23 protein-coding genes, 2 tRNA genes and 1 pseudogene are annotated in these 25,640 nt (G+C 42.1%); 22 read left to right on the top strand and 4 right to left on the bottom strand.

Going from position 1 to position 25,640, the window contains the following annotated elements; translation table 11 throughout:
• Nucleotide 1: 1 nt before the first annotated feature.
• The 9 genes from MK395_RS04930 to MK395_RS04890 all read left to right on the top strand — a co-directional run bounded on the left by MK395_RS04930 (nucleotide 2) and on the right by MK395_RS04890 (nucleotide 7,252).
• A complete protein-coding gene (locus MK395_RS04930) occupies nucleotides 2-3,124 on the top strand; it encodes a tail fiber domain-containing protein (RefSeq protein ID WP_268711388.1) in 3,123 nt (1,040 codons plus the stop codon).
• Nucleotides 3,121-3,333: a hypothetical protein gene (locus tag MK395_RS04925; protein WP_268711387.1), complete on the top strand. Its 213-nt coding sequence runs from the start codon at nucleotides 3,121-3,123 to the stop codon at nucleotides 3,331-3,333. The genes MK395_RS04930 and MK395_RS04925 overlap by 4 nt, the downstream gene beginning before the upstream one ends.
• A complete protein-coding gene (locus MK395_RS04920; protein ID WP_268711386.1) occupies nucleotides 3,320-3,928 on the top strand; it encodes a hypothetical protein in 609 nt (202 codons plus the stop codon). The genes MK395_RS04925 and MK395_RS04920 overlap by 14 nt, the downstream gene beginning before the upstream one ends.
• Nucleotides 3,929-3,939: 11 nt before the next feature.
• Complete coding sequence (locus tag MK395_RS04915; protein ID WP_036756718.1) at nucleotides 3,940-4,221, top strand: DUF7365 family protein; 282 nt, start codon at nucleotides 3,940-3,942, stop codon at nucleotides 4,219-4,221.
• A gap of 16 nt (nucleotides 4,222-4,237) precedes the next feature.
• A complete protein-coding gene (locus MK395_RS04910) occupies nucleotides 4,238-4,468 on the top strand; it encodes a phage holin (protein WP_075230971.1) in 231 nt (76 codons plus the stop codon).
• A 9-nt stretch (nucleotides 4,469-4,477) separates the two neighbouring features.
• Nucleotides 4,478-5,482, top strand: a complete 1,005-nt coding sequence (locus MK395_RS04905) for a GH25 family lysozyme (protein WP_268711385.1) — start codon at nucleotides 4,478-4,480, stop codon at nucleotides 5,480-5,482.
• A gap of 168 nt (nucleotides 5,483-5,650) precedes the next feature.
• Complete coding sequence (locus MK395_RS04900; RefSeq protein ID WP_268711384.1) at nucleotides 5,651-5,899, top strand: DUF7720 family protein; 249 nt, start codon at nucleotides 5,651-5,653, stop codon at nucleotides 5,897-5,899.
• Nucleotides 5,900-6,125: 226 nt separating this feature from the next.
• Nucleotides 6,126-6,213, top strand: a tRNA-Ser gene (locus tag MK395_RS04895).
• 79 nt (nucleotides 6,214-6,292) lie between these two features.
• Nucleotides 6,293-7,252: a hypothetical protein gene (locus MK395_RS04890; RefSeq protein WP_000721422.1), complete on the top strand. Its 960-nt coding sequence runs from the start codon at nucleotides 6,293-6,295 to the stop codon at nucleotides 7,250-7,252.
• A gap of 192 nt (nucleotides 7,253-7,444) precedes the next feature.
• Here the strand turns inward: MK395_RS04890 and MK395_RS04885 are convergent.
• Nucleotides 7,445-7,532, bottom strand: a tRNA-Ser gene (locus MK395_RS04885).
• Nucleotides 7,533-7,693: 161 nt separating this feature from the next.
• Here MK395_RS04885 and MK395_RS04880 point away from each other — a divergent pair.
• The 4 genes and pseudogenes from MK395_RS04880 (at nucleotide 7,694) to MK395_RS04865 (ending at nucleotide 13,685) form a co-directional block, all read left to right on the top strand.
• Entirely contained in the window at nucleotides 7,694-8,434 is a 741-nt protein-coding gene (locus MK395_RS04880; RefSeq protein WP_268711383.1) for a DeoR/GlpR family DNA-binding transcription regulator, read from the top strand.
• Complete coding sequence (gene pfkB, locus MK395_RS04875; protein ID WP_268711382.1) at nucleotides 8,431-9,342, top strand: 1-phosphofructokinase; 912 nt, start codon at nucleotides 8,431-8,433, stop codon at nucleotides 9,340-9,342. Before MK395_RS04880 ends, pfkB begins: the two co-directional genes overlap by 4 nt.
• Nucleotides 9,339-11,292, top strand: a pseudogene (locus MK395_RS04870) (PTS fructose transporter subunit IIABC). The gene pfkB and the pseudogene MK395_RS04870 overlap by 4 nt, the downstream one beginning before the upstream one ends.
• Before the next feature lie 86 nt (nucleotides 11,293-11,378).
• Nucleotides 11,379-13,685, top strand: a complete 2,307-nt coding sequence (locus tag MK395_RS04865) for a DNA translocase FtsK (protein ID WP_326845690.1) — start codon at nucleotides 11,379-11,381, stop codon at nucleotides 13,683-13,685.
• Between the two features lie 43 nt (nucleotides 13,686-13,728).
• On the opposite strand, the gene MK395_RS04860 is transcribed toward MK395_RS04865, so the two are convergent.
• Nucleotides 13,729-14,154, bottom strand: coding sequence for a DUF6556 family protein (locus MK395_RS04860; protein ID WP_049501330.1), 426 nt, complete (start codon nucleotides 14,152-14,154; stop codon nucleotides 13,729-13,731).
• A gap of 137 nt (nucleotides 14,155-14,291) precedes the next feature.
• Between MK395_RS04860 and MK395_RS04855 the strand changes: the two genes are divergently transcribed.
• The 9 genes from MK395_RS04855 (at nucleotide 14,292) to MK395_RS04815 (ending at nucleotide 23,267) form a co-directional block, all read left to right on the top strand.
• Complete coding sequence (locus MK395_RS04855) at nucleotides 14,292-15,434, top strand: cysteine desulfurase family protein (RefSeq protein WP_268711380.1); 1,143 nt, start codon at nucleotides 14,292-14,294, stop codon at nucleotides 15,432-15,434.
• Nucleotides 15,435-15,442: 8 nt separating this feature from the next.
• Nucleotides 15,443-16,657: a tRNA uracil 4-sulfurtransferase ThiI gene (thiI, locus tag MK395_RS04850; protein WP_084945282.1), complete on the top strand. Its 1,215-nt coding sequence runs from the start codon at nucleotides 15,443-15,445 to the stop codon at nucleotides 16,655-16,657.
• A gap of 136 nt (nucleotides 16,658-16,793) precedes the next feature.
• Nucleotides 16,794-17,618, top strand: a complete 825-nt coding sequence (locus MK395_RS04845; protein ID WP_084945281.1) for an alpha/beta hydrolase — start codon at nucleotides 16,794-16,796, stop codon at nucleotides 17,616-17,618.
• Nucleotides 17,619-17,638: 20 nt separating this feature from the next.
• Nucleotides 17,639-18,379 (top strand): esterase family protein, encoded by a 741-nt coding sequence (locus MK395_RS04840; protein ID WP_049520751.1) that lies wholly within the window; start codon nucleotides 17,639-17,641, stop codon nucleotides 18,377-18,379.
• A gap of 12 nt (nucleotides 18,380-18,391) precedes the next feature.
• Entirely contained in the window at nucleotides 18,392-19,558 is a 1,167-nt protein-coding gene (locus tag MK395_RS04835) for an ATP-grasp domain-containing protein (protein ID WP_049485345.1), read from the top strand.
• A 157-nt stretch (nucleotides 19,559-19,715) separates the two neighbouring features.
• Nucleotides 19,716-20,585: an aquaglyceroporin Gla gene (gene gla / locus MK395_RS04830; protein ID WP_000348117.1), complete on the top strand. Its 870-nt coding sequence runs from the start codon at nucleotides 19,716-19,718 to the stop codon at nucleotides 20,583-20,585.
• 110 nt (nucleotides 20,586-20,695) lie between these two features.
• The gene (locus MK395_RS04825) at nucleotides 20,696-21,421 is read left to right on the top strand and encodes a CppA N-terminal domain-containing protein (RefSeq protein ID WP_084945279.1); all 726 of its coding nucleotides are present in this window, start codon (nucleotides 20,696-20,698) and stop codon (nucleotides 21,419-21,421) included.
• A complete protein-coding gene (locus tag MK395_RS04820; protein ID WP_000764153.1) occupies nucleotides 21,418-22,353 on the top strand; it encodes a serine hydrolase domain-containing protein in 936 nt (311 codons plus the stop codon). Before MK395_RS04825 ends, MK395_RS04820 begins: the two co-directional genes overlap by 4 nt.
• Before the next feature lie 8 nt (nucleotides 22,354-22,361).
• Entirely contained in the window at nucleotides 22,362-23,267 is a 906-nt protein-coding gene (locus MK395_RS04815; protein ID WP_268711379.1) for a DMT family transporter, read from the top strand.
• A 44-nt stretch (nucleotides 23,268-23,311) separates the two neighbouring features.
• Here MK395_RS04815 and MK395_RS04810 read toward each other — a convergent pair whose 3' ends face one another.
• Nucleotides 23,312-24,595, bottom strand: coding sequence for a uracil-xanthine permease family protein (locus MK395_RS04810; protein WP_000808283.1), 1,284 nt, complete (start codon nucleotides 24,593-24,595; stop codon nucleotides 23,312-23,314).
• 303 nt (nucleotides 24,596-24,898) lie between these two features.
• Complete coding sequence (gene rsmG / locus MK395_RS04805) at nucleotides 24,899-25,612, bottom strand: 16S rRNA (guanine(527)-N(7))-methyltransferase RsmG (protein WP_268711378.1); 714 nt, start codon at nucleotides 25,610-25,612, stop codon at nucleotides 24,899-24,901.
• Nucleotides 25,613-25,640 lie beyond the last annotated feature (28 nt).

The following is a 25,640-nucleotide window of genomic DNA, read 5'->3' as shown; positions in this document are numbered from 1 at the left end:
CATGGATATATTTAGACGTAAGAAATTTGATGAAGCTATGTTTGCTAAAAGCCGTACTCTTGCTATCAGAGTAGGTCAGTATCAATCCAGTGACATTAAAGAGGCTCATTTTGACTACGGCTATATCAAAGGTGATGCTTATAAACCGGGTGGAACGTGTGCTGGCAGTGGTAAGATTACGTTCACAAGAATTATCACAACTTTCAATAAGCTAGATAAGGTTTATCCTGAAATCGGTCTTTTAGTCGACGAAACCTACGAATGGGTGAAGATGGGTGAATACTTTATCAATGATATTGAAATCGACCGAAACCGTAACACAACTACGCTTGATTTGATGGACGGGATGTTCAAGTTAAATCGACCTTATGAGTCGTCTTTGACTTATCCAGCGCCTATCCAAAAGGTCGTGGCTGAGATTGCAAATCAGACTGGCGTTAAGCTAGAAGATGCGTATTTTGATGCTACGGATTTAACTGGGCAAGTTTACTACATCGATAAGAAACCAGATGGCAAGAAATTGACCTATCGGGATGTTTTGGGGCTAGCGACTCAAATCCTTGGTCGTTCTTGCTTCTTTAATCGTGACGGCAATCTTGAAATTCGAGGATTGTTTGACTCAGGCATCACGATTACGGCAGATAGCTACTTCATGCACGGTTTGACCAAAAGTGAAGTTCAATACCAGATTGCAGGGATAAGTTGCAAGAAAGATAAAGAGACTATCACGGTCGGTATGCGTACTGGTCGCTCTCTTGAAATCGAAAATGACTTGATGACGCAATCGATGTTGGATAATCTTTACCACAAAATCAAAGACATTCGCTATTACCCTTTTAATTTGAATTACCAAGGTCATCTTTTGCTCGATGTTGGTCAGTGGGTAACCATCAAGACGAACAAGGGTGAAACGTTCAAATCGCCTATTTTGAGCCAATCATTCACATTTAAGGGCGGTCTGCGTGGTCGTATCAGCGCAGATAGTAAATCCGGAAATGATGCGCAGTATTCATACGCAGGAACGATCACGAAGAAGATTGAGCAATTTAGCGAATTTGAGAAACAAATTCAAAACCAAATTGAAGAAGCAGACAAAGGCTTTGACAAGAAAGTCGAGAAAATCAAGAATGACTTTAATGACCAGATTGAACTTGCCAAAGCAAAAGCGGAAGAGGTAAGGCAAAATCTAACAGAGACCATTGACCAACGTTTTCGTGACTTTGATAGCGTAGGTTTGCGTGAAGCTCGACAAAAAGCAGATGAAGCCTTGAGAAACGCTGGTGCAAGCAGCTTACTCGCTCAAGAAGCGAAGCAAATCAGTGAGCAAGTGAGACGACAGCTTGATAATAAGGCTGACCTCGTCGAATTTCAGAGAGTGAAAGAAACCAATCAGCTTTATGAGAGAATAATTGGTCGTAGCGAGTCTGACATCGCTGAAAAAGTCTCACGTATGGCCATGACTAGCCAACTCTTTCAAGTTGAAGTCGGCAAGTATGCCAACGTTGGCGGTCCTAATATGCTCCGAAATTCGAGGGCAGATGACGGATTGAAATACTGGTCTGAAGCGAATGGTCGATTGGGTTTCACATCGCACGGATTCTATTTTAACGGACAGAAGCGCATGTTTGAATTGAGACCAGGCGCAGTTGTTAAAAGTCCACGGTTCATTGTCAAACGAAATACAGACTACATTTTCAATATTTTAGCTTTTGATAACAACTCAAAATATTTTAGAGTATATTTTTGTAAACGCAAAAAAGACTCAACTGCCAATTACGACGTAAGCCAACTTGTTTTTAACGGTAGTCCAAAATGGACAAACGGGCCAGTTTTTGACAATACAAAGGCGATAAAGAAGACATTCAAGTTCAATGTTGGTGACTTCGATGATGGTTATTTGCAATTCGAGTACGACCGAAACAATCCTAACAAATGGGGCGGTCTGTTCATGACTGAGCTTGATTTTTACGAAGGCTCAAATGACCGTCTCTGGCAACCAGCTCCCGAAGATGCAACTATGGAAACAGCTGAAGCTGTTCGTACAGTTCAAAATCAGCTTGCTGGCTCATGGGCAATTCAAAACCTGACCAGCGCAGGCTCAATCGTCTCGCAAATCAATGCGACGAATAATCAGATATTGATTGAAGCTGAGAAAATTCGTTTGAAAGGTAAGACCTTGCTGGACGAACTCACGGCTATTGATGGATATTTCAAACGTCTGTTTGTCGGTGAAGGCAACTTTGCCAAGTTGAATGCTGAGATTATCGGAGCGAATACTATCACAGCTGATAAATTGGTCATGGACCAAGCAATGGCTAGAATGTTTGTTTCGAGCGATATCTTCACGGATACGCTTGCTGCTAAAGAAGCCTTTATCAATAAACTTCGGTCTGTTGTAGTGTCTGCGACTTTATTTGAAGGTTTCAAGGGTCGAATCGGTGGCTTCCAAATCGGTACGCATGACAAAGACCCGTCTGCTTATTGGTTGACTGGCCAGAACCAGTTCTCTGTCGGAATGAGCAGCGGTAGTAATAATACTAATTGGACTCGAACTGCTCTTTGGGTGAATTGGGGCGATAATTGGGGGAGCCCTGGGAATGACGCTTGGTTTGTAAGGCAAAATGGTCGAATGTTTTGCTACAGCCGTGCTGAATTCTGGGACACCCCAATTATTCACGGTAATCTTCAAGTAACAGGTAATATTTACTACGCTAAGGAATCAGGATTGTGGGCCTACTGGATTTCATCGCCAGAGTATTCAAGTATCGCACCTTCAAATAATTATCTGTATCTCTATCGCGCTAATTCAAGCTACGACTGGATTCCGATGAACAAGGAGATTTCAGACCGCAGGTACAAGCACAATATCGAAGCTAGTACAGTTTCCGGCCTTGATATCATCGAGCAACTCAAGACCTACAGTTATCGCAAAGAATACGATGGCAAAATCGAAGATATCTCTTGCGGTATTATGGCGCAGGATGTCCAGAAATATGTTCCTGAAGCATTTTATGAGAATCCAGACGGGGCATACTCGTATCGCACATTTGAATTGGTGCCTTACTTAATCAAGGCCATTCAAGAACTAAATCAAAAAATACAGAAATTGGAGAAAACAGCATGAATGAACAAGACAAACAAATCAGCAATTTAGCGATCAAATCGTTAGGTGAGAAGGTCGGTAATGAGGCAACTCAATCAGCTACGCTCGAAGCTCTATACACAGTAACTGCGATGGAGCTTGAGCAGATGAAGCAAATCATCGAATCAGATGAAAAACTCAAAGCTAAATTTGAAGAAGTGAAAGGAAAAATTGTAAATGGCAATCAATAACTATGAACTAGCAGGCAAACCTTACACACGAGGCTTTGGGGATAACCTAAAGACCGTGGTTGAAATCCGTCTCTCGGAAGGCAGTCGATACAGTACGAACCTGCGCGAACTTGCAGGAGACCGTACGAATGAGCAAGAGGATGTCTTGATTCAAGCAGTATTGGATATCCTGAAATCCGAGTTGGACCCAGGCTCAGCAATTGTGAAGGCACAAGCTGAGATTGAACAAGCTGTTCAATCCTTGGCCAAAGCTAAGACTGACCTTTCAGCGAACAAAGAGAACATCGATAGCGTATCAGCAATTACTGAGGTTCTCATTGCGCTTGCGATTGGTCAAAACGGTGGAATGCCAACAAACACTTATAGCAAGGTTGCGCAGTTCATCAAGCCCCTTGTAAAAGACCGTCGTTATGTGAATGGCGATATGGTATCGATGCCTTATCCATACGATACGAATCCGAAATGGCCGAAGGAAACACCTACAATTCTGAAATTCCAAATGCAACCATCTGAGGGCTACACTTTCAAAGAGCAACCTCTTGCCGAAATGTTGCAGAAGGGTATTTTGACGGTGGTTATGCCACGGATCGATTAGAAGGAGGTCGTATGCCAGGTTATGAACGATTTCTCGTACAGATCTTTATCACCCTCATTCCTGTGATTGGTCTTTATTTTTCGATGAAAGATAAAGCAACCAAGCAGGAGAATCGTCTTACGATTTTAGAGAAAGATATCGAAAATCTGAACGAATTCAAGACATCAGCCAACAAGCGGCTTGATAATCACGACGAGCAAAACAAGGCCATACTTGTTCTAGCTGAGCAAGTGAAATCACTTGGTGAGGATGTAAGAGAGCTTAAAAGCCTAATTCAAAACAAACAACAATAAAAGGAGAAACTCAAAAATGATTAACTGGAAATTGCGCTTGCAAAACAAAACAACACTCATTGCTCTTCTTGGAGCAATCTTCCTTATGGCCCAACAATTCGGACTTGAAATCCCCAAAAATATCCAGGACGGTGTGAACACATTCGTTTACATCCTGGTATTGATTGGTGTCGTGAATGACCCAACCACAGCAGGGATTTCGGACAGCAAACGTGCTCTTGACTATCAAGAACCAAGCGAAGACTAGGAGAGAACAATGAAGAAAAACGACTTATTCATCGACGTATCCAGCCACAATGGATACGATATTACAGGTATTTTGGCTGACATGGGTACACAGAATACTATTATCAAAGTTTCTGAAAGTACAAATTACCTAAACCCTTGCCTGTCTGCTCAAGTTGAGCAATCCACACCAGTTGGATTCTATCATTTTGCTTGGTTTGGTGGTGACATTGAAGAAGCCGAACGAGAAGCACGCTACTTCCTTGATAATGTGCCTCAAAAAGTAAAATACTTGTGTCTTGATTACGAAGATCACGCTAGCGGAGATAAACAGGCAAATACAGATGCTTGTATTCGCTTCATGGAAATCCTCAAAGAAAATGGCTATGAGCCAATCTATTACAGCTACAAGCCATTCACGCTCAATAATATCTATTATGAGCAGATTCTTGCGAAATTCCCAAACAGCCTTTGGATTGCTGGCTATGGGCTAAATGATGGAAATGCAGATTTTGAATATTTCCCATCAATGGACGGGATTCGCTGGTGGCAATACTCTTCAAGCCCGTATGACAAGAACATTGTTTTACTAGATGATGAAGAAGCTAAGCCCAAATGGAAACGCAATGAAACTGGTTGGTGGTATGAATACCCCAATGGCGCCTATCCAAAAGAGGAGTGGGAAAAGATTGATGGTATCTGGTACTACTTCAATGAGAGAGGTTATTCAATAGCTTCTCGATGGTTGAAGGATGATGGAAAATGGTACTACCTCAAAGAAAACGGCGCAATGGCCGTTGGTTGGGTGCTTGTGAATGGCAAATGGTACTATCTTGATGCTTCAGGAGCAATGGTTACTGGCTGGGTTCAATACAAGGACAAACTATATCATCTCAAAGAAGAGAATGGCGAAATGTCTTCAAAAGAACTTGTCAAAGTCGAAGGAGGCTGGTACTACGTCAATGAAGATGGCAGCCGTTCAGACAAACCAGCATTTGATGTATTACCTGATGGACTAATTATTACCACAAAATAATTTTTAAAAAATAGAAAGGAAATTCTAAAATATTGTTCGAATTGTAACCGCAGGCTTAGGCTTGCGGTTTTTTTGTTTGTTCTGAAAGTAGTATTAGAATTAAAAAAAATAATGATTTTTTCACTACTTTTTATTTTTTTACGAATAGATAGGTAGGAGGAAGAAAATATGAACATTTTGAACATTGAACTTGCGAGCGTAGAACAGACAGACTTAGGTTTTGAGCATTGGGTAGATGTGACTTACACTGTGCCAATTTTGAAAAATGAGTACACGGTCAAGCTATTGCTGTTCATGGAATGCAAGATAGATGACCAGGAAGTGATTGAGTACCTGGTATCAACCTGGAAATATCGTGATCTCGTGTTGCATTCGGTGAGGATGTATGAGATGGAGAGAGAAGATGCAAGGCTGTGAAAATAAAGGTTTTTATTTGTCTGAAAAAAAATCTCATGGTATAATAGTTTGAAAATGAAACTAGTCAAAAATATGATAGGGATACACTAAAGGATACAACAATCCTTTTACAAGCCGGTCTAATAAGGTTTTTATAACTCCCACCGGCTCCATTATGAACAGGTATACAGTAGATTTTTTCCAAATTGTATCCTTCGTTGTATCCTATTTATTCTAGTATGTTAGTGGAGAATTACTCAAGAGGCTGAAGAGGACGGTTTGCTAAATCGTTAGGTCGGGTAACTGGCGCGGGGGTTCGAATCCCCCATTCTCCGTTAGATAAACCCAGTGTTTTTCTAAACCAATCAACTTGGAGGTGGTCTCCAAGAGTAAATTTTCATAAAGAGGTGAAACATGAAAAAGATCAAGTTACTAAGTATCTTAGCACTTTCGACGGTTGTCTTGGGTGCATGTTCTGTATTTTCTAATCAGTCATCTGAAGCTTCTTCTGATAACAAGGAGAATACAGAACAAGTTGAGAAGAAGGATGAGGCAGCAGAAGTTAAAGAAAAGGTTACAAAGGATGCTGAGATTCTCTTAGACTCAGTTCTTACTAGCGACTCTGCTCGATTTAAGAAGATTTATGGCGACACTTATGAAAAATGGACTGAGGCCGTATTTGCAGTTCAAACAAGTGAAAAAATCAAAGAAGAAGGTCTTTCACCTGCATCTACCTACTCAGTACAATGGCACAAAGATTTCCCTGTAGAAACTCCAGAAGAAACCATTTCAGGTTTCTTGAAGATGAGACGTAGATTATATCAAGATATCGGTTCTTACACTGTTAAAGACGTGAAGGTTGATGAATCAGGAAATACAGCGACTGTTACTTTCAACTCTAAGAAGTTACACTCTAAAGGATTGGCTTCATCTACAAGGGAAGTTCTCACTACTCTTATTGGAGGTGTTGATAACCTAGGTAAATACAATCAAGCTGGTTCAAACGTTGACATCAAGCGTTACCAAACATTGGTTTCTTACTGGATTTTTGAGCATCTATTTAAGAAAGATTTCTCAACCTACAGTGACGTTGATCCTAACTTAGCTCATACACCTTTCACTACTGGTGATTTTGATACTGAAATCAAATTAACTAAGGATAAGGATGGAAACTGGCTGATTTCACAAGAAGATTACCGTACTTTGGCAACAGAGTTGCTTGATGATACAGAAGGTTATGATAAAATTGTCCGTAAAAACTCAACTAAGTCTAATGATAAATCAACAGACAAGTCTTCTGATAAATCTTCAAACAAATCCACTGATAAATCAACAGACAAATCTTCAGATAAAAAAGATAAAAGCAATATCTAATCACAAGATTTAGAAGAAAAACAAGTAGTCAAAATAAACTACTTGTTTTTTGATGAAATCAAAGTGATTCTAGGATAGGGAAGGATACAGAAAAATATGGTGTGATAGTTAGAGTAACTCAGCCTTTCATTTCTAGATATTGTTCTTAGAACGATAAAAAACTGCATTGAGGTGCAGTTTTTCTTTTTTCTACGGAAGACATGGGATTCGAACCCACGCACGCTGTTATACGCCTACCGCGTTTCCAACACGGCCTCTTAAGCCTCTTGAGTAATCTTCCAATACTTACTCAAATAGTCTACCATAAAGCCACTTATCTTGCAATAAAAATTTTGGAAATAAGAAAAATGATAGAATTTGAAAGAAAATGATAAAAAACGCTTGACTTTGGTAGAGAATGTGCTAGAATGAATAGTGTAAACGATAACAGGAGGTGGTTTGGTGTTAAAAACGGAGCGGAAGCAACTGATTTTAGAGGAGTTAAATCAACATCATGTAGTTTCCCTAGAAAAATTGGTTAGTCTATTAGAAACATCAGAATCAACGGTACGAAGAGATTTGGATGAGTTGGAGGCGGAAAACAAGCTTCGTCGTGTGCATGGTGGAGCAGAATTGCCCCACTCCTTGCAGGAAGAAGAAACCATTCAAGAAAAATCTGTCAAAAACCTTCAAGAAAAGAAATTTCTTGCTCAGAAAGCAGCATCTCTTATCAAGGAAAAAGATGTTATCTTTATCGATGCTGGAACGACAACTGCTTTTTTAATCAAGGAATTGGTTAATAAGAATATCACAGTTGTGACCAACTCCATTCACCATGCAGTTCAGTTGGTTGAAAAACAGATTCCAACTGTCATGGTTGGAGGAAGTGTCAAGATGGCAACAGATGCATGTATCGGTGGTGTTGCTCTTAACCAAATTAATCAATTGCACTTTGACCGTGCCTTTATCGGGATGAATGGTGTGGACGATGGTTATTATACGACTCCTGATATGGAGGAGGGAGCCGTGAAGCGTGCTATCTTAGAGAATGCCAAACAAACCTATGTCTTGGTGGATTCGTCAAAGATTGGTCAAACTTGCTTTGCCAAGGTCGCACCACTTAAACGCGCTATTGTCATCACAAGTCAAGGGCATGAGCTCTTGCAGGCTATTAAGAAGAAAACGGAGGTAATAGAAGTATGATTTATACAGTCACACTCAATCCATCCATTGACTATATCGTTCGCTTGGACCAAGTTCAAGTCGGTAGTGTCAATCGTATGGACAGTGATGATAAGTTCGCTGGTGGGAAAGGAATCAATGTCAGCCGTGTTTTGAAGCGCTTGGATATTCCTAATACCGCGACTGGATTTATCGGTGGATTTACTGGTAAATTTATCACAGATACTTTGGCAGAAGAGGAGATCGAAACGCGTTTTGTCCAAGTAGCAGAAGATACTCGTATCAATGTCAAGATTAAAGCAGACCAAGAAACAGAAATCAATGGAACGGGTCCAAATGTGGAACCAGCTCAGCTAGAAGAATTGAAAGCTATTTTGTCTAGTCTGACAGCAGATGATACGGTTGTGTTTGCAGGTTCGAGTGCTAAGAACCTAGGCAATGTTATCTATAAGGATTTGATTGCATTGACACGCCAGACTGGTGCGCAAGTGGTTTGTGACTTTGAAGGACAGACCTTGATTGATAGTTTGGACTACCAGCCACTTTTGGTTAAACCAAACAATCACGAGCTTGGAGCTATCTTTGGAGTGAAACTCGAAAGTTTAGATGAAATCGAGAACTATGCTCGTCAGTTACTGGCCAAGGGAGCTCAAAACGTCATCATCTCTATGGCTGGGGACGGTGCCCTTCTTGTCACATCTGAGGGAGCTTACTTCGCTAAACCAATCAAGGGAACAGTCAAAAATTCAGTCGGGGCTGGTGACTCTATGGTCGCTGGGTTTACAGGTGAATTTGTCAAATCAGAAGACGCAGTAGAAGCATTCAAGTGGGGAGTTGCTTGTGGCACAGCAACTACTTTCTCAGATGACTTGGCAACAGCGGACTTTATTAAAGAAACATATGAAAAAGTTGAGGTAGAAAAACGATGAAAATTCAAGACCTATTGAGAAAAGATGTCATGTTGCTGGATTTGCAAGCAACTGAAAAAACAGCTGTCATCGAAGAGATGATTAAAAGTCTAGTGGATCACGGTTATGTGACAGATTTTGAAACCTTTAAAGAAGGCATTTTAGCGCGTGAAGCTCTCACTTCCACTGGCTTGGGTGACGGAATTGCTATGCCTCACAGCAAGAACTCTGCTGTTAAAGAAGCAACGGTTCTCTTTGCTAAGTCAAACAAGGGTGTTGACTACGAAAGCTTGGATGGGCAACCAACAGACCTCTTCTTCATGATTGCTGCTCCAGAAGGTGCCAATGATACTCACTTGGCAGCCTTGGCAGAATTGTCTCAATACTTGATGAAAGACGGATTTGCTGACAAACTTCGTCAAGTAACATCTGCAGATCAAGTTATCGAACTCTTTGACCAAGCTTCAGAAAAAGCTGAGGAGCCTGTTCAAGCACCTGCCAATGAATCTGGCGACTTTATCGTAGCTGTTACAGCTTGTACAACAGGTATTGCCCACACGTACATGGCCCAAGAAGCCCTTCAAAAAGTGGCTGCTGAAATGGGTGTTGGTATCAAGGTTGAAACAAACGGAGCTAGTGGTGTTGGGAACCAATTGACTGCAGAGGACATTCGCAAGGCTAAAGCTGTTATCGTCGCAGCAGACAAGGCAGTAGAAATGGATCGTTTTGATGGTAAACCTTTGGTTAACCGTCCAGTTGCAGACGGTATCCGTAAGACTGAAGAATTGATTAACTTGGCTCTTTCAGGAGATGCTGAAGTTTACCGTGCTGCTAATGGAGCAAAAGCTGCAACAGCATCTAATGAAAAACAAAGTATCGGTGGTGCTTTCTACAAACACTTGATGAGTGGTGTATCTCAAATGTTGCCATTCGTTATTGGTGGTGGTATCATGATTGCCCTCGCCTTCTTAATCGACGGAGCTTTTGGTGTGCCACAAGATAGTCTTGGCAATCTCGGATCTTACCATGAGCTAGCTTCTATGTTCATGAAAATCGGTGGTGCAGCCTTTGGCTTGATGCTTCCAGTCTTTGCAGGATACGTAGCCTACTCTATCGCTGAAAAACCAGGTTTGGTAGCTGGTTTCGTGGCTGGTGCTATTGCTAAAGAAGGTTTTGCCTTTGGTAAAATCCCTTATGCTGCAGGAGGTGAAGCAACTTCAACTCTTGCAGGTGTCTCATCTGGTTTCCTAGGTGCCCTTGTTGGTGGATTTATCGCAGGTGCCTTGGTTCTCGCTATCAAGAAATACGTTAAAGTTCCTCGTTCACTTGAAGGTGCTAAATCTATCCTTATCCTACCGCTTTTCGGAACAATCTTGACAGGATTTGTCATGCTAGCTGTCAACATCCCAATGGCAAGAATCAACACCGATATGAATGCCTTCCTAGGCGGTCTTGGAGGAGGTTCAGCTGTTCTTCTTGGTATCGTTCTTGGTGGAATGATGGCTGTCGACATGGGTGGACCAGTCAACAAAGCTGCTTATGTCTTTGGTACAGGTACGCTTGCAGCGACTGTTTCTTCAGGTGGTTCTGTAGCCATGGCAGCAGTTATGGCCGGAGGAATGGTTCCACCACTTGCCATCTTTGTCGCAACCCTTCTCTTTTAAAGATAAATTTACCAAAGAAGAACGCAACTCTGGTTTGACGAACATCATCATGGGCTTGTCATTTATCACTGAGGGAGCGATCCCATTTGGTGCCGCTGACCCAGCTCGTGCGATTCCTAGCTTCATCCTTGGTTCAGCAGTAGCGGGCGGACTCGTTGGTCTTGCAGGAATCAAACTCATGGCACCACACGGAGGAATCTTCGTCATCGCCCTTACTTCAAATGCCCTTCTCTACCTTGCCTTTGTTTTGGTTGGTGCAATTGTAAGTGGTGTGGTTTATGGTTACCTACGCAAACCACAAGCATAAAAAGTATTAGAATAGAAAGATTGTTACCATTTGGTGCAATCTTTTTCTCTATTCGAAATGGCTGTGAAATATGGTATAATAAAAGAATGGCAAACAAGAATACTACAAAAACAAGACGTAGACCGTCTAAAGCAGAACTCGAAAGAAAACAGGCTATTCAGAGGATGTTGATTTCCTTAGGGATTGCCTTATTGTTGATTATTGCAGCCCTTAAACTCGGTGCAGCAGGTGTCACTCTTTACAATCTCATTCGACTGGTGGTCGGAAGTTTGGCCTATGTGGCTATAGGCGGCCTCCTCATTTATCTTTTTCTATTTAAATGGATCCGCAAGCAAGAGGGACTTCTGTCAGGATTTCTCTGTATCTTTGCTGGCTTACTCTTGATTTTTGAGGCCTACTTGGTATGGAAATATGGCTTGGAGCAGTCAGTCCTAAAAGGGACCTTGTCTCAAGTTATGACGGACCTGACTGGTATGCGGGTGACTAGCTTCGCTGGTGGAGGCCTTCTTGGTGTCGGACTTTATATTCCCATAGCCTTTCTTTTCTCCAATATCGGATCGTACTTTATTGGAGTTCTCTTGATTCTAGTTGGGGCACTCTTAATTAGTCCTTGGTCTATTTACGATGTTGCTGCCTTTATTGGAGCTCAGTTTAGATCTTTCATGGAAAAACAGGAACAGAGAAAACAGGAACGCTTCATCAAGAGAGAAGAAGAGAAGGCTCGTCAAGAAGCTGAAGAAGCAGCCAGAATTCAGAGAGAACAAGAAGAACAGGATGCATTACCGCTTCCTCCTGTAGATCCTGAAACGGGAGAAATCTTATCTGAAGTACCAGACTACGATTTCCCACCAATTCCTGAGGAAGAGTGGATCGAACCGGAGATTATCCTCCCTCAAGCTGATTTTGACGTTTCAGATGTGGAAGAAGACTTTGAGGATGAAGAGGTACAGGTTGATTTTTCTGCCAAGGAAGCCCTCGAATACAAGCTACCAAGCTTGCAACTCTTTGCGCCAGATAAACCAAAAGATCAGTCCAAGGAAAAGAAGATTGTTCGAGAAAATATCAAAATCCTAGAAGAAACCTTTGCCAGCTTTGGTATCAAGGTGACGGTGGAACGGGCTGAAATAGGACCATCAGTTACCAAGTATGAAGTCAAGCCAGCAGTTGGTGTACGGGTTAACCGCATTTCCAATCTGGCAGATGACTTAGCGCTGGCTCTGGCGGCCAAGGATGTTCGGATTGAGGCTCCGATCCCTGGTAAATCCTTAGTCGGAATTGAAGTACCCAACTCTGATATTGCAACCGTTTCCTTCCGTGAACTCTGGGAACAGTCTCAGACTAAACCAGAAAATCTCCTCGAAATTCCTCTAGGTAAGGCTGTCAATGGAACTGCTCGCACCTTTGACCTTTCCAAGATGCCCCACCTACTCGTTGCAGGTTCGACGGGATCAGGGAAGTCAGTCGCAGTTAATGGTATTATCGCTAGCATTCTTATGAAAGCAAGACCCGACCAGGTCAAGTTTATGATGGTGGATCCAAAGATGGTTGAGTTATCTGTTTACAATGACATTCCTCACCTTTTGATTCCAGTTGTGACAAATCCACGCAAGGCCAGCAAGGCTCTGCAAAAGGTTGTGGATGAGATGGAAAATCGTTACGAACTCTTTGCTAAGGTTGGAGTACGAAATATCGCTGGTTACAATGCCAAGGTTGAGGAATTTAATAGCCAATCTGAGTACAAACAAGTACCGCTGCCTTTGATTGTTGTCATTGTGGATGAGTTGGCAGACCTCATGATGGTGGCTAGCAAGGAAGTGGAAGATGCCATCATTCGTCTCGGACAGAAGGCGCGTGCTGCAGGGATTCACATGATTCTCGCAACGCAACGTCCATCGGTTGATGTTATCTCTGGTCTTATCAAGGCCAATGTCCCATCTCGTGTGGCTTTTGCAGTTTCATCAGGTACAGATTCACGAACCATCTTGGATGAGAATGGAGCAGAAAAACTGCTCGGTCGAGGAGATATGCTCTTTAAACCAATTGATGAAAATCATCCAGTCCGTCTGCAAGGTTCCTTTATCTCGGATGATGATGTTGAACGTATCGTAAACTTCATCAAGGCTCAGGCAGATGCGGACTACGATGACAGCTTTGACCCAGGAGATGTTCCTGAAAATGAAGGAGATTTTTCTGATGGTGAAGCTGGTGGCGATCCGCTTTTTGAAGAAGCTAAGGCTTTGGTTATCGAAACCCAGAAAGCTAGCGCTTCAATGATTCAGCGTCGTTTGTCAGTTGGATTTAATCGTGCGACCCGCCTTATGGAAGAACTCGAAATGGCAGGTGTCATCGGTCCAGCTGAGGGAACCAAACCACGAAAAGTATTGCAACAATAAAAAATAGCTTCTTTCCAAATTTGGAAAGAAGCTATTTTGGTGATTACTGGTTCGTTTTAGTTTCAGAACTCGTCGTATTTGACTGTGTTCCATTATCGCTTGTTTCTTTTGTTGAGGAAGGTGTAGAAGGATCCTGAGTTGTTGTTTTCTGTTCTTCTTTTTTCTCCTCTTTTTTATTGGATTGAGAAGTTTCTTCTTGCGGAGTATTTTCTTTAGTAGGAGTGTTGTCCCTGTTAGGTGTAGTATTTTCCTGAGGGGCTTCTTTTTGAATTTCCTTGACAACAGTTGTTTGGGTTGTCGTCGGTTCTTTTTTGTTGTTTTTGTTATTATCCATGGCGTTCATGATGGTAATAGTAGCGGTGATGAGACCAAGGATACTACCGATGGTAGCAATCGTTTTTTGAAAGACAGTAAAGCCCTTTTTGATGTGTTCTGTTTTTGGTTTTGAAGTTCTACGATAGTTAGACATGATACTCTCCTTTAATTATGATTTATTATACCTCATTTCTTTAAAAAAATCTTAAAAAAAGAGAAACCTCCCTTTCTTGTCGCAGGTCTCTTTTCGTGATACAATAGAAGGAGTGATTTTAGAAAGCGTGAGAAAACATGATCTACTTTGATAATTCGGCGACAACCAAGCCTTATCCTGAAGCACTTGAAACTTACATGCAGGTCGCTTCAAAAATTGTAGGAAATCCGTCTAGTCTCCATCGTTTGGGAGATCAGGCAACACGAATTTTAGATGCTTCCCGGCAGCAAATTGCAGATTTGATTGGGAAGAAGAGTGATGAAATCTTCTTTACCTCTGGTGGAACAGAAGGAGATAACTGGGTCATCAAGGGTGTGGCCTTTGAAAAAGCCCAGTTTGGCAAGCATATCATCGTATCAGCTATTGAGCATCCAGCAGTCAAGGAATCAGCCCTTTGGCTGAAAAGTCTAGGTTTTGAGATAGATTTTGCTCCAGTTGATGAGAAAGGATTTGTGGATGTTGAAGCATTAGCAGATTTGATACGTCCTGATACGACTCTCGTCTCCATCATGGCAGTTAACAATGAAATCGGTTCTATCCAGCCAATTCAAGCTATTTCAAAACTGTTGGCAGATAAGCCGACTATTTCTTTCCACGTTGATGCGGTTCAGGCACTCGCTAAGATTCCGATTGAAAACTATCTGACAGATCGAGTGGATTTTGCAACATTTTCGAGTCATAAGTTTCATGGTGTCAGAGGTGTTGGATTTGTCTATATCAAGTCTGGTAAGAAGATTACGCCTCTTTTAACTGGTGGTGGTCAGGAGCGAGACTCTCGTTCGACAACTGAAAATGTGGCAGGGATTGCAGCGACAGCCAAAGCTCTCCGTTTATCTATGGAAAAGTTAGATATCTTTGCTAGTAAGACAGGGCAGATGAAGGCAGTCATTCGTCAAGCCCTTCTGGATTATCCAGATATTTTTGTCTTTTCAGATGAGGAAGACTTTGCCCCTCATATCCTGACTTTTGGGATTAAGGGTGTTCGTGGTGAAGTCATCGTTCACGCCTTTGAAGACTATGATATTTTCATTTCCACAACCTCTGCTTGTTCGTCCAAGGCAGGAAAACCTGCGGGGACCTTGATTGCCATGGGAGTGGACAAAGATAAGGCCCAGTCAGTTGTGCGTCTAAGCCTAGACTTGGAAAATGACATGAGTCAGGTCGAGCAGTTCTTGACCAAGCTAAAATTAATTTACAATCAAACTAGAAAAGTAAGATAGGAGCATTTATGCAGTATTCAGAAATTATGATTCGCTATGGAGAATTGTCAACCAAACACAAAAATCGTATGCGTTTCATCAATAAACTTCGTAATAATATTTCAGACGTTTTGTCTATCTATCCCCAAGTTAAGGTAACCGCAGATCGCGACCGAGCCCACGCTTACCTCAATGGAGCTGATTATACAGCAGTAGCAGAATCGCTCAAACAAGTATTTGGGATTCAAAATTTTTCTCCTGTGTATAAGATTGAAAAGTCAGTGGAAGTTCTGAAGTCTGCTGTCCAAGAGATTATGAAGGAAATCTATAAGGAAGGGATGACCTTTAAAATCACTAGCAAGCGTAGCGACCACAACTTTGAATTGGATAGTCGTGAACTCAATCAAACTCTCGGTGGAGCTGTTTTCGAGGCCATTCCAAACGTGCAAGCTCAGATGAAAAATCCAGATATTAATCTTCAGGTTGAGATTCGTGAAGAGGCTGCCTATCTTTCCTATGAAACTTTTCGTGGAGCGGGAGGATTACCTGTGGGAAGTTCTGGTAAAGGTATGCTCATGTTGTCAGGAGGGATTGACTCACCTGTAGCAGGTTATCTAGCTCTTAAACGTGGGGTAGATATTGAAGCCGTCCACTTTGCTAGCCCGCCATACACAAGTCCTGGTGCCCTCAAGAAAGCCCACGATTTGACTCGGAAATTGACCAAGTTTGGGGGCAATATCCAGTTTATTGAGGTGCCTTTTACAGAGATTCAAGAGGAAATTAAGGCTAAGGCGCCAGAAGCCTACCTCATGACCTTGACCCGTCGTTTTATGATGCGCATTACCGACCGTATTCGTGAGGTACGAAATGGTTTAGTTATCATTAATGGAGAAAGTCTTGGTCAAGTAGCCAGCCAAACTTTGGAAAGCATGCAGACTATCAACGCTGTGACTAGCACTCCAATCATTCGTCCCGTGGTTACCATGGACAAGTTGGAAATCATTGACATCGCGCAGGAAATCGATACCTTTGAAATTTCAATCCAGCCTTTTGAAGACTGCTGTACTATTTTTGCACCTGACCGTCCTAAGACCAATCCTAAGATAGAGAATGCAGAGCAGTATGAAAAACGCATGGATGTTGAAGGCTTGGTTGAGAGAGCAGTGGCTGGGATTATGATTACTGAGATTACACCTCAAGCTAAAAAAGATGAAGTCGATAACTTGATTGACAATCTCCTCTAATCAGAAAATCCAGAAGAATTCAGAAAAACAAATGAAGAAAGTTAGTTATTTATCCTTAAAATGGACAATTACTGACTTTTTTTCTATTTTTATGGTATAATGAGATAAAATTTTGAATATAGAGAGTTTTCTGACAATGAATCATTCCTACTTTTATTTAAAAATGAAAGAACACAAACTTAAGGTTCCTTATACAGGAAAAGAGCGTCGTGTGCGTGTGCTCCTGCCAAAGGACTACGAGAAAGACACCGACCGTTTTTACCCTGTTATTTACTTTCATGATGGGCAAAATGTCTTTTACAGTAAGGAGTCTTATATCGGACACTCTTGGAAGATTATTCCAGCCATTAAGCGGAATCCTGACATCAGTCGTATGATTGTTGTTGCTATTGACAATGATGGTATGGGACGGATGAATGAGTATGCGGCTTGGAAGTTTCAAGAATCTCCTATCCCAGGGCAACAGTTTGGCGGTAAGGGTGTGGAGTATGCCGAGTTTGTCATGGAGGTGGTCAAGCCTTTTATCGATGAAACCTATCGTACCAAAGCTGATCGCCAGCATACGGCTATGATTGGTTCGTCACTAGGAGGCAATATTACCCAGTTTATCGGACTAGAGTACCAAGACCGAATTGGTTGTCTAGGTGTCTTCTCATCTGCTAACTGGCTTCACCAAGAATCCTTTAACCGCTATATCGAGCGTAAGAAATTGTCGCCTGAACAGCGCATTTTCATCTATGTAGGAACAGAAGAAGCAGACGATACGGACAAGACCTTGATGGCTGGCAATATCAAGCAAGCCTATATCGATTCGTCGCTTCGCTATTACCGTGATTTGATTGCAGGTGGAGTACACTTGGATAATCTGGTCTTGAAAGTTCAGTCTGGTGCTATCCATAGTGAAATACCTTGGTCGGAAAATTTACCAGACTGTCTCCGATTTTTTGCAGAGAAATGGTAAGTTAAGAAAGGAGAAAGCCAATGCATATTGAAAACCTTAGCCACTGGAGTGGTAATCTTAATCGTGAAATGTACCTCAACCGCTATGGGCATGCTGGGATTCCAGTTGTTGTTTTTGCTTCATCTGGTGGCAGTCACAACGAATACTATGATTTTGGCATGATTGACGCCTGTGCTTCCTTTATCGAGGAAGGGCGCGTCCAGTTCTTTACTCTATCCAGTGTTGACAGTGAGAGCTGGCTGGCTAGTTGGAAAAATGGTCATGACCAGGCGGAGATGCACCGCGCCTACGAACGCTATGTGATTGAGGAGGCCATTCCTTTTATTAAGCACAAGACAGGTTGGTTTGATGGCATGATGACAACGGGTTGCTCGATGGGAGCCTATCATGCACTCAATTTCTTTCTCCAGCATCCAGATGTCTTTACCAAGGTGATTGCCCTCAGTGGTGTTTACGACGCACGTTTCTTCGTTGGCGATTACTACAATGATGATGCTATTTACCAAAACTCACCTGTAGATTATATCTGGAATCAAAACGACGGCTGGTTTATCGATCGTTACCGTCAGGCAGAAATCGTCGTTTGCACGGGCCTTGGTGCTTGGGAACAAGACGGTCTACCATCCTTCTACAAGCTCAAAGAAGCCTTTGACCAGAAACAAATTCCAGCCTGGTTTGCTGAATGGGGACACGATGTCGCCCATGACTGGGAATGGTGGCGCAAACAAATGCCCTATTTTCTTGGACACCTGTATCTATAAAAGGAGTTGCCTATGAATTACCTTGTTATTTCTCCCTACTATCCGCAAAACTTTCAACAGTTTACCATCGAGCTAGCCAATAAAGGCATTACAGTCTTGGGGATTGGTCAAGAACCTTACGAACAACTAGATGAACCTTTGCGCAATAGCCTGACCGAGTATTTCCGTGTGGACAATCTTGAGAACATAGACGAAGTCAAACGTGCTGTTGCCTTTCTGTTCTACAAACATGGCCCAATCGACCGCATCGAATCTCACAATGAATACTGGCTTGAGCTGGACGCAACACTCAGAGAGCAATTCAATATTTTTGGTGCCAAACCAGAGGACCTCAAAAAGACCAAGTTTAAGTCTGAAATGAAGAAACTTTTCAAAAAAGCAGGCGTTCCTGTGGTACCTGGAGCTGTTATCCAGACGGAAGCAGATGTGGATAAAGCAGTGAAAGAAATCGGTCTACCAATGATTGCCAAACCTGATAATGGAGTGGGAGCGGCCGCAACCTTTAAGCTTGAGACAGAAGACGATGTAAATCACTTTAAGGCTGAATGGGACCATTCAACCGTGTATTTCTTTGAGAAATTTGTCACTTCTAGTGAAATCTGTACCTTTGACGGGCTTGTGGACAAGGATGGCAATATCGTCTTTTCAACGACTTTCGATTATGCCCATACACCACTTGATCTCATGATTTATAAGATGGACAATTCCTACTATGTGCTTAAGGATATGGATCCCAAACTGCGTAAGTATGGCGAGGCCATTGTCAAGGAATTTGGTATGAAAGAGCGCTTTTTCCATATCGAGTTTTTCCGTGACGGGGACGACTACATTGCCATTGAGTACAATAACCGTCCTGCAGGTGGCTTTACCATTGATGTTTATAACTTCGCTCACTCCTTGGATCTCTACCAAGGTTATGCGGCGATTGTTACAGGTGAAGAGTTCCCAGTATCAGAGTTTGAACCACAGTATTGTTTGGCTACTTCTCGCCGTGCCAATGCCAACTATGTCTATTCAGAAGAAGACTTGCTTGCTAAGTACAGCCAGCAATTCAAGGTCAAAAAAATCATGCCAGCAGCCTTTGCAGAGCTACAAGGGGACTACCTTTATATGTTGACCACTCCGAGTCGCCAAGAGATGGAGCAGATGATTGCAGATTTTGGTCAACGTCAAGAATAACGATTAGGACAAAAGGAGTTTGACTTCTTTTGTCCTTTTCTTAAAGATAAGTTAAATAAAGCGTTTTCCATAGATTCTTTTAGAAAAGATATTGCTAAAAGGCCTAAAAATTGATAGAATAAGGATTGTCTAAAAAAATTTAAGGAGAATCTATCAAATGGATTTTACATGGGCTATTAAATATGCCACAGAATTCTTGGGAACTGCTATTTTGATCATTCTTGGTAATGGTGCAGTTGCTAACGTTGAACTTAAAGGTACGAAAGGTCACCAAAGTGGCTGGCTCGTTATCGCGGTTGGTTATGGTATGGGGGTTATGATCCCAGCCTTGATGTTTGGTAATGTATCTGGTAACCACATCAACCCAGCTTTCACTCTTGGACTTGCTGTTAGTGGACTTTTCTCTTGGGAGCAAGTACCATATTACATCCTAGCACAAGTTTTGGGAGCAATCTTCGGTCAAGCTTTGGTTGTAGCGACTCACCGTCCTTACTACTTGAAGACAGAAAATCCAAACAATATCTTAGGTACCTTCTCAACGATTTCAAGCATCGACCACGGTACAAAAGAATCACGTTTTGCAGCTACTGTTAACGGATTCCTCAATGAGTTTGTAGGTTCATTTGTTCTTTTCTTTGCAGCACTTGGTTTGACTAAAAACTTCTTTGGTGCTGAGGTTCTTCAATACATGAAACAAATGGCTACTCAAGCTGGACAAACTGTTGATTTAAGTGAATTGGCAGTGAAAGCTCAAGTAGCTCCACATACAGCTGCTGGGATCTCAGTTGCGCACTTGGCACTTGGTTTCCTAGTGATGGCCTTGGTAACTTCACTTGGTGGACCTACTGGACCTGGTTTGAACCCAGCTCGTGACTTTGGACCACGTCTTCTTCACGAACTCCTTCCAAAATCAGTTCTTGGTCAACACAAGGGTGATTCAAAATGGTGGTATGCATGGGTTCCAGTTGTAGCTCCAATTGCAGCGGGTATTGCAGCAGTAGCACTATTCAAACTACTTTACCTATAAGAAATGAAACTGGGGTATCCCAGTTTTTTTCTTGTAAAATTTCTAAATAAAATAGATATGGCTTGTAAAATATTCGAAAATCCTTTAAAATAAAAGAGTTGGAGGAATATATGAATGTGAATGAGATTGTTCGGATCGTTCCGACTTTGAAAGTTAATAATCGAAAATTAAATGAAAGTTTTTACATTGAAACCCTGGGGATGAAACCTTTGCTGGAAGAGTCTGCCTTTCTTTCCTTAGGCGACCAGACAGCTACGGAGAGATTGATTTTAGAAGAGGCTCCAAGCATGCGAACACGCAGAGTTGAAGGGCTTAAGAAGCTAGCTAGACTCTTGATAAAGGTTGAGAATCCTTCTGAAATCGAGGCCCTCCTTTCTCAGATGAAGTCTCTTCCTCGCCTATTTAAAGGAAACCGAGGGTATGCTTTTGAGATTGTTTCACCTGAAGAGGATGTGATCCTTGTTCATGCGGAAAATGATGTAAGAGATCTGGTTCTACTGGAAACTATTCCTGAATTTTATTCAAATACAAGTATAAAATACTTGAGCCAATTTGAGGTTTCTATGGAGTTGCGTTTGCCTGAAGGGACAGAGAGTTTACTTGATTCTGAAGGAGTAGCGCAAGCAATCATCTTTACTAAAGGGCAAGGACAAGATTTGGCTGTTGAAAACAATGTCACTTGGGACCTGACGATGTTAAAATTTTTAGTCAAGAATTTTGATCTAACCAGTCTTCGTCAGAAATTTGAAAAGACAGGCTACTTTGTCCCTAAGTCTGAAAAATTCTTCCTTGGTAAAGATACCAATAACATTGAATTGTGGTTTGAAGAAGCATGAAGTTGGAAAAAATTCTAAGAAAAATAGAAAATCAAATCGAGGCAGGGATTTATCCCGGGGCCTCTTTTGCGTATTATAAGGATGGTGAATGGAAAGAGTCTTATCTGGGATTGAGTGATCCAGAACTGGGCTTAAAGACGGAGAGCGATTTGGTTTATGATCTGGCTAGTGTGAGTAAGGTCGTTGGAGTGGGGACGGTTCTTATCTTCTTGTGGCAGCAGGGCAAATTAGATATTGATCGACCGGTGATGGATTTTTTACCGGAGTGTGATTATCCTGATATCACTATACGGCAACTTCTGACCCATGCCACAGACTTAGATCCCTTTATTCCCAACCGAGACAAGTTAAGTGCAGAGGAATTGAGAGAAGCCATGTTTCACCTCAACAGACGAGATCAGTCAGCCTTCCTATACTCTGACGTTCACTTTTTACTCTTGGGCTTTCTTTTGGAAAAAATCTTTGACCAAGACTTGGATCAGATTATAGAAGAACAAGTTTTGGGACCATGGGGGATGAAGGAAACGATGTTTGGTCCTGTTGAGCAAGCTGTCCCAACAGTGAGAGGAGTGGAGGCTGGAAACATTCACGATCCCAAAGCCCGTCTATTAGGGAAACACGCAGGAAGTGCTGGTTTGTTTTCGACTGTTAAGGATTTGCAGATCTTTCTGGAACATTACTTGAAAGATGATTTTGCTGCAGAATTGAGCCGAAATTTTTCTCCCTTAGATGATAAGGAGCGGTCTCTAGCCTGGAATCTGGAAGGGGCTTGGCTCGACCATACGGGTTATACAGGTACCTTCATCATGTGGAATCGGGAGAAGCAGGAGGCGGCTATCTTTTTATCCAATCGAACGTATGAGAAGGATGAGCGTGCCCAGTGGATAGTCGATCGAAACCAAGTCATGGAAATGATTCGTCAAGGGGAGTAGGAAGAAGCATGTCAAAAACCGTAAAAGGAACTCTGTATACAGTAGTGGCAGGGATTGCTTGGGGCTTGTCTGGAACCAGTGGCCAATACCTAATGGTACACGGGATTTCCGCTCTAGTCTTGACCAATTTGCGACTTATCATTGCAGGATTGGCACTGGTGTTCTTATCTTATGCGACTTCAAGGGATAAACTCTATGCTTTTTTAAAAGACAGAAAAAGCCTTTTATCTCTGCTGTTGTTTGCCTTATTTGGACTTTTCTTAAACCAGTTTGCCTATCTTTCTGCTATTCAGGAAACCAATGCTGGCACGGCGACAGTTCTCCAGTATGTATGCCCCGTTGGGATCTTGATTTATACGTGTATCAAGGACAAGGTAGCACCGACTCTGGCTGAGATTATTTCAATTGGTTTAGCAATTGGAGGAACTTTTCTTATTGCTACGCATGGGGAACTTGACCAGTTGTCGGTCACACCTGCGGGTCTTTTCTGGGGACTCTTTTCTGCCTTGACCTATGCCCTCTATATTATCCTTCCTATCGCTTTGATTAAGAAGTGGGGAAGTATGTTGGTGATTGGTGTGGGCATGGTTATTTCTGGTGTTGGGGCTATTCCCTTCACAGGAGTTTTGCAAGCCAGTATACCGACCAGCTTGGATTTTCTCTTTGCATTTGCTGGCATTATCATCATTGGAACAGTATTTGCCTACACAGCTTTCCTAAAGGGAGCTAGTCTAATAGGACCAGTTAAATCCAGTTTATTGGCTTCCATAGAGCCCATATCAGCTGTTCTCTTTGCCTTTTTAATTATGAAGGAGCAATTCTATGCGATTGATTTTCTTGGTATGGCCATGATTTTACTAGCCGTGACCATTATTTCTTTGAAAGATTTATTGCTAGAAATAAAGAGTAAGTAATAAAAAAATCCACTCAATCGAGTGGATTTTGTGTGTATAGATAATTAGTCTTTATTTTCGTGTGGCAAAATCAAGTTCAAGATAATTCCTGTCATGGCTGATAGAGCAGTACCTGAAAGGGTTACTGGACCAAGTTTGAGGATAGCCCCACCAAGTCCAAGTACCAACATGGCACTTGCGATGATGAGGTTACGCATTTGACTGAAGTCAACGCGCTCTTTAATCAAAACCTTTAGACCGTTGCTAGCGATAACTCCGTAGAGAAGGATGGACATGCCACCAAGCACAGCATTTGGAATGGTTGAAATCAAGGCAGTGAATTTACCTAGGAAGCTAAGAGCAATGGCGATGAAGGCCGCGTTACGGATAACAGAGACAGAAGCGATACGAGTCATCCCGATAACCCCTGTATTTTCGCCATAGGTCGTATTAGCTGGTCCACCGAGGAAGGCTGATACAGATGTCGCGATACCGTCACCGAGAAGAGTACGGTGAAGCCCTGGTTCTTTTAAGAATTGACGGCCACAGATTTGGCTCAAAACTGTGTGGTCTCCGATGTGTTCAGAAATTGTTACAATAGCGATTGGCAAGATGGCGATTGTTTCAGGACCGAAGTACAAGTTGTACTCTTTAAAGGCACCACCCGTGCTAAATGGCAAGTAGAAACCAGGAATTTCAAACCAGTTGGCTTGAAGGACTGGGGTAAAGTCAACCAAACCAAGAAGCATTGCGAAAATGTACCCACCTATGATGGCGAAGAGGAAAGGAATGATACGAAGGAAACCTTTACCTTTTGTATTGATAAAGGCGGCAATCAAGAACGTCACGACAGCTACAAGGGCGTTCTTCCAGTTTCCGTCTGCTACAAGTCCAGCATTCGTTACAGCAGAACCAGCAAGACCAAGACCGATAACGATAATCATAGGTCCGATAATGATTGGGGGCAAGAGTTTGTCAATCCATTTCGTACCTGCAAAACGAACACTTGTCGCTACAAGAACATAGACTAAACCAGTCAGGATAACCCCAGTTTGAGCAGCAGAGACGTCGCCCCCCATTTCTTTCATGGCTAGAGACATAGCCGTGATAAAGGCGAATGAAGAACCTAGATAAACTGGAACCTTAAAGCCAGTAGAAATCATGTAGATAAGTGTTCCAATACCAGATGCGAATAGAGCAACCGATACGGGCATTCCCAAAATTAAGGGAACGAGAATGGTTGCACCAAACATGGCAAATACGTGCTGGAAGCTTAGAAGAATACCTTTACCAGCAGAAGGACGTTGGTCAACGTCTAGTAACAAGTCAACAGTTGATTCCTGTTTCATAAAAACCTCACTTTTGGGCACCAAAAAAGAGCCCATTATTTTGCAGCAATAGGCCCTCAGAGTAAGACTTTTTAAAAAATAGCTATCTTTTAAAAATTTATATAAATCTGCGCCTTCGTCACCTCACAGGATGACATTAAAAACCTTTGCTTAGGATAGTATAGCAGAAAAAATTCGTTTTGTAAACGAATTTTTCCCGAGCCCAGAAATGCGAGAGCAAGGCAGATTTTGTAAATCATTTTTTCCCGAGCCCAGAAATGCGAGAGCGAGGCAGATTTGTAAATAATTTTTTTACTAAAAAAATTAAAGTGGGCGTTTGTTTGGCATGCCAGCCTTTCTTGGGTACTTGTTAGGTGTTTCTTTTTTCTTTTCGACGACTGTGATGTAGCGCGGATCTCCATTTGGCAGGGCATAGCTGAGGTTGTCCTCTACCTTGCTAAAGAGGAGGTTGAGAGCATTCTTGGCTTCCAGCAATTCCTCAGGGGCATTGCTGGCCTTGAGTGCCAAGAGTTTTCCGCCAACTTTAAGATAGGGGATGGTCAACTCAGATAAGATCTGCATACGGGCAACCGCACGAGCCGTCACCATATCAAACTGAGCACGGAAGTTCTTGTCTTGGGCAAAGTCTTCTGCCCGTCCATGGTAGAAGTGAACACCGTCCAAATCCAGCTCCTGAGCCAAAAGCTGAAGGAAGTTGATGCGCTTATTGAGCGAATCAATGATGGTCACATCTAACTGAGGATAGAGGATTTTCATAGGAAGACTAGGAAATCCTGCCCCAGCTCCGATATCAAGAAGTTTGATATTCTCATTTTGGATCAAGCCTTGTAGGATGGGTGCAATCGAATCATAAAAGTGTTTAAGGTAGACTTCTTCTTTGTATGTAATAGCGGTCAGGTTAATCTTTTCATTCCATTCTAACAAGAGTTCAAAATAGCGTTCAAATTGGTTCTTTTGCTGGTCAGAAAGTGGAAGATTTTGCTCGACGAGCAAGCTGTAAAATGTTTCTGGTTTCATAGTTGTTTCCTTCTCTAGTATCATCTTA

Origin of the sequence: Streptococcus oralis (assembly GCF_026782085.1) — a bacterium.
Taxonomy (GTDB): domain Bacteria; phylum Bacillota; class Bacilli; order Lactobacillales; family Streptococcaceae; genus Streptococcus; species Streptococcus oralis_DA.
Note: the sequence above shows the minus strand (reverse complement) of the source record. Positions and strands in the feature narration are given on the sequence as shown.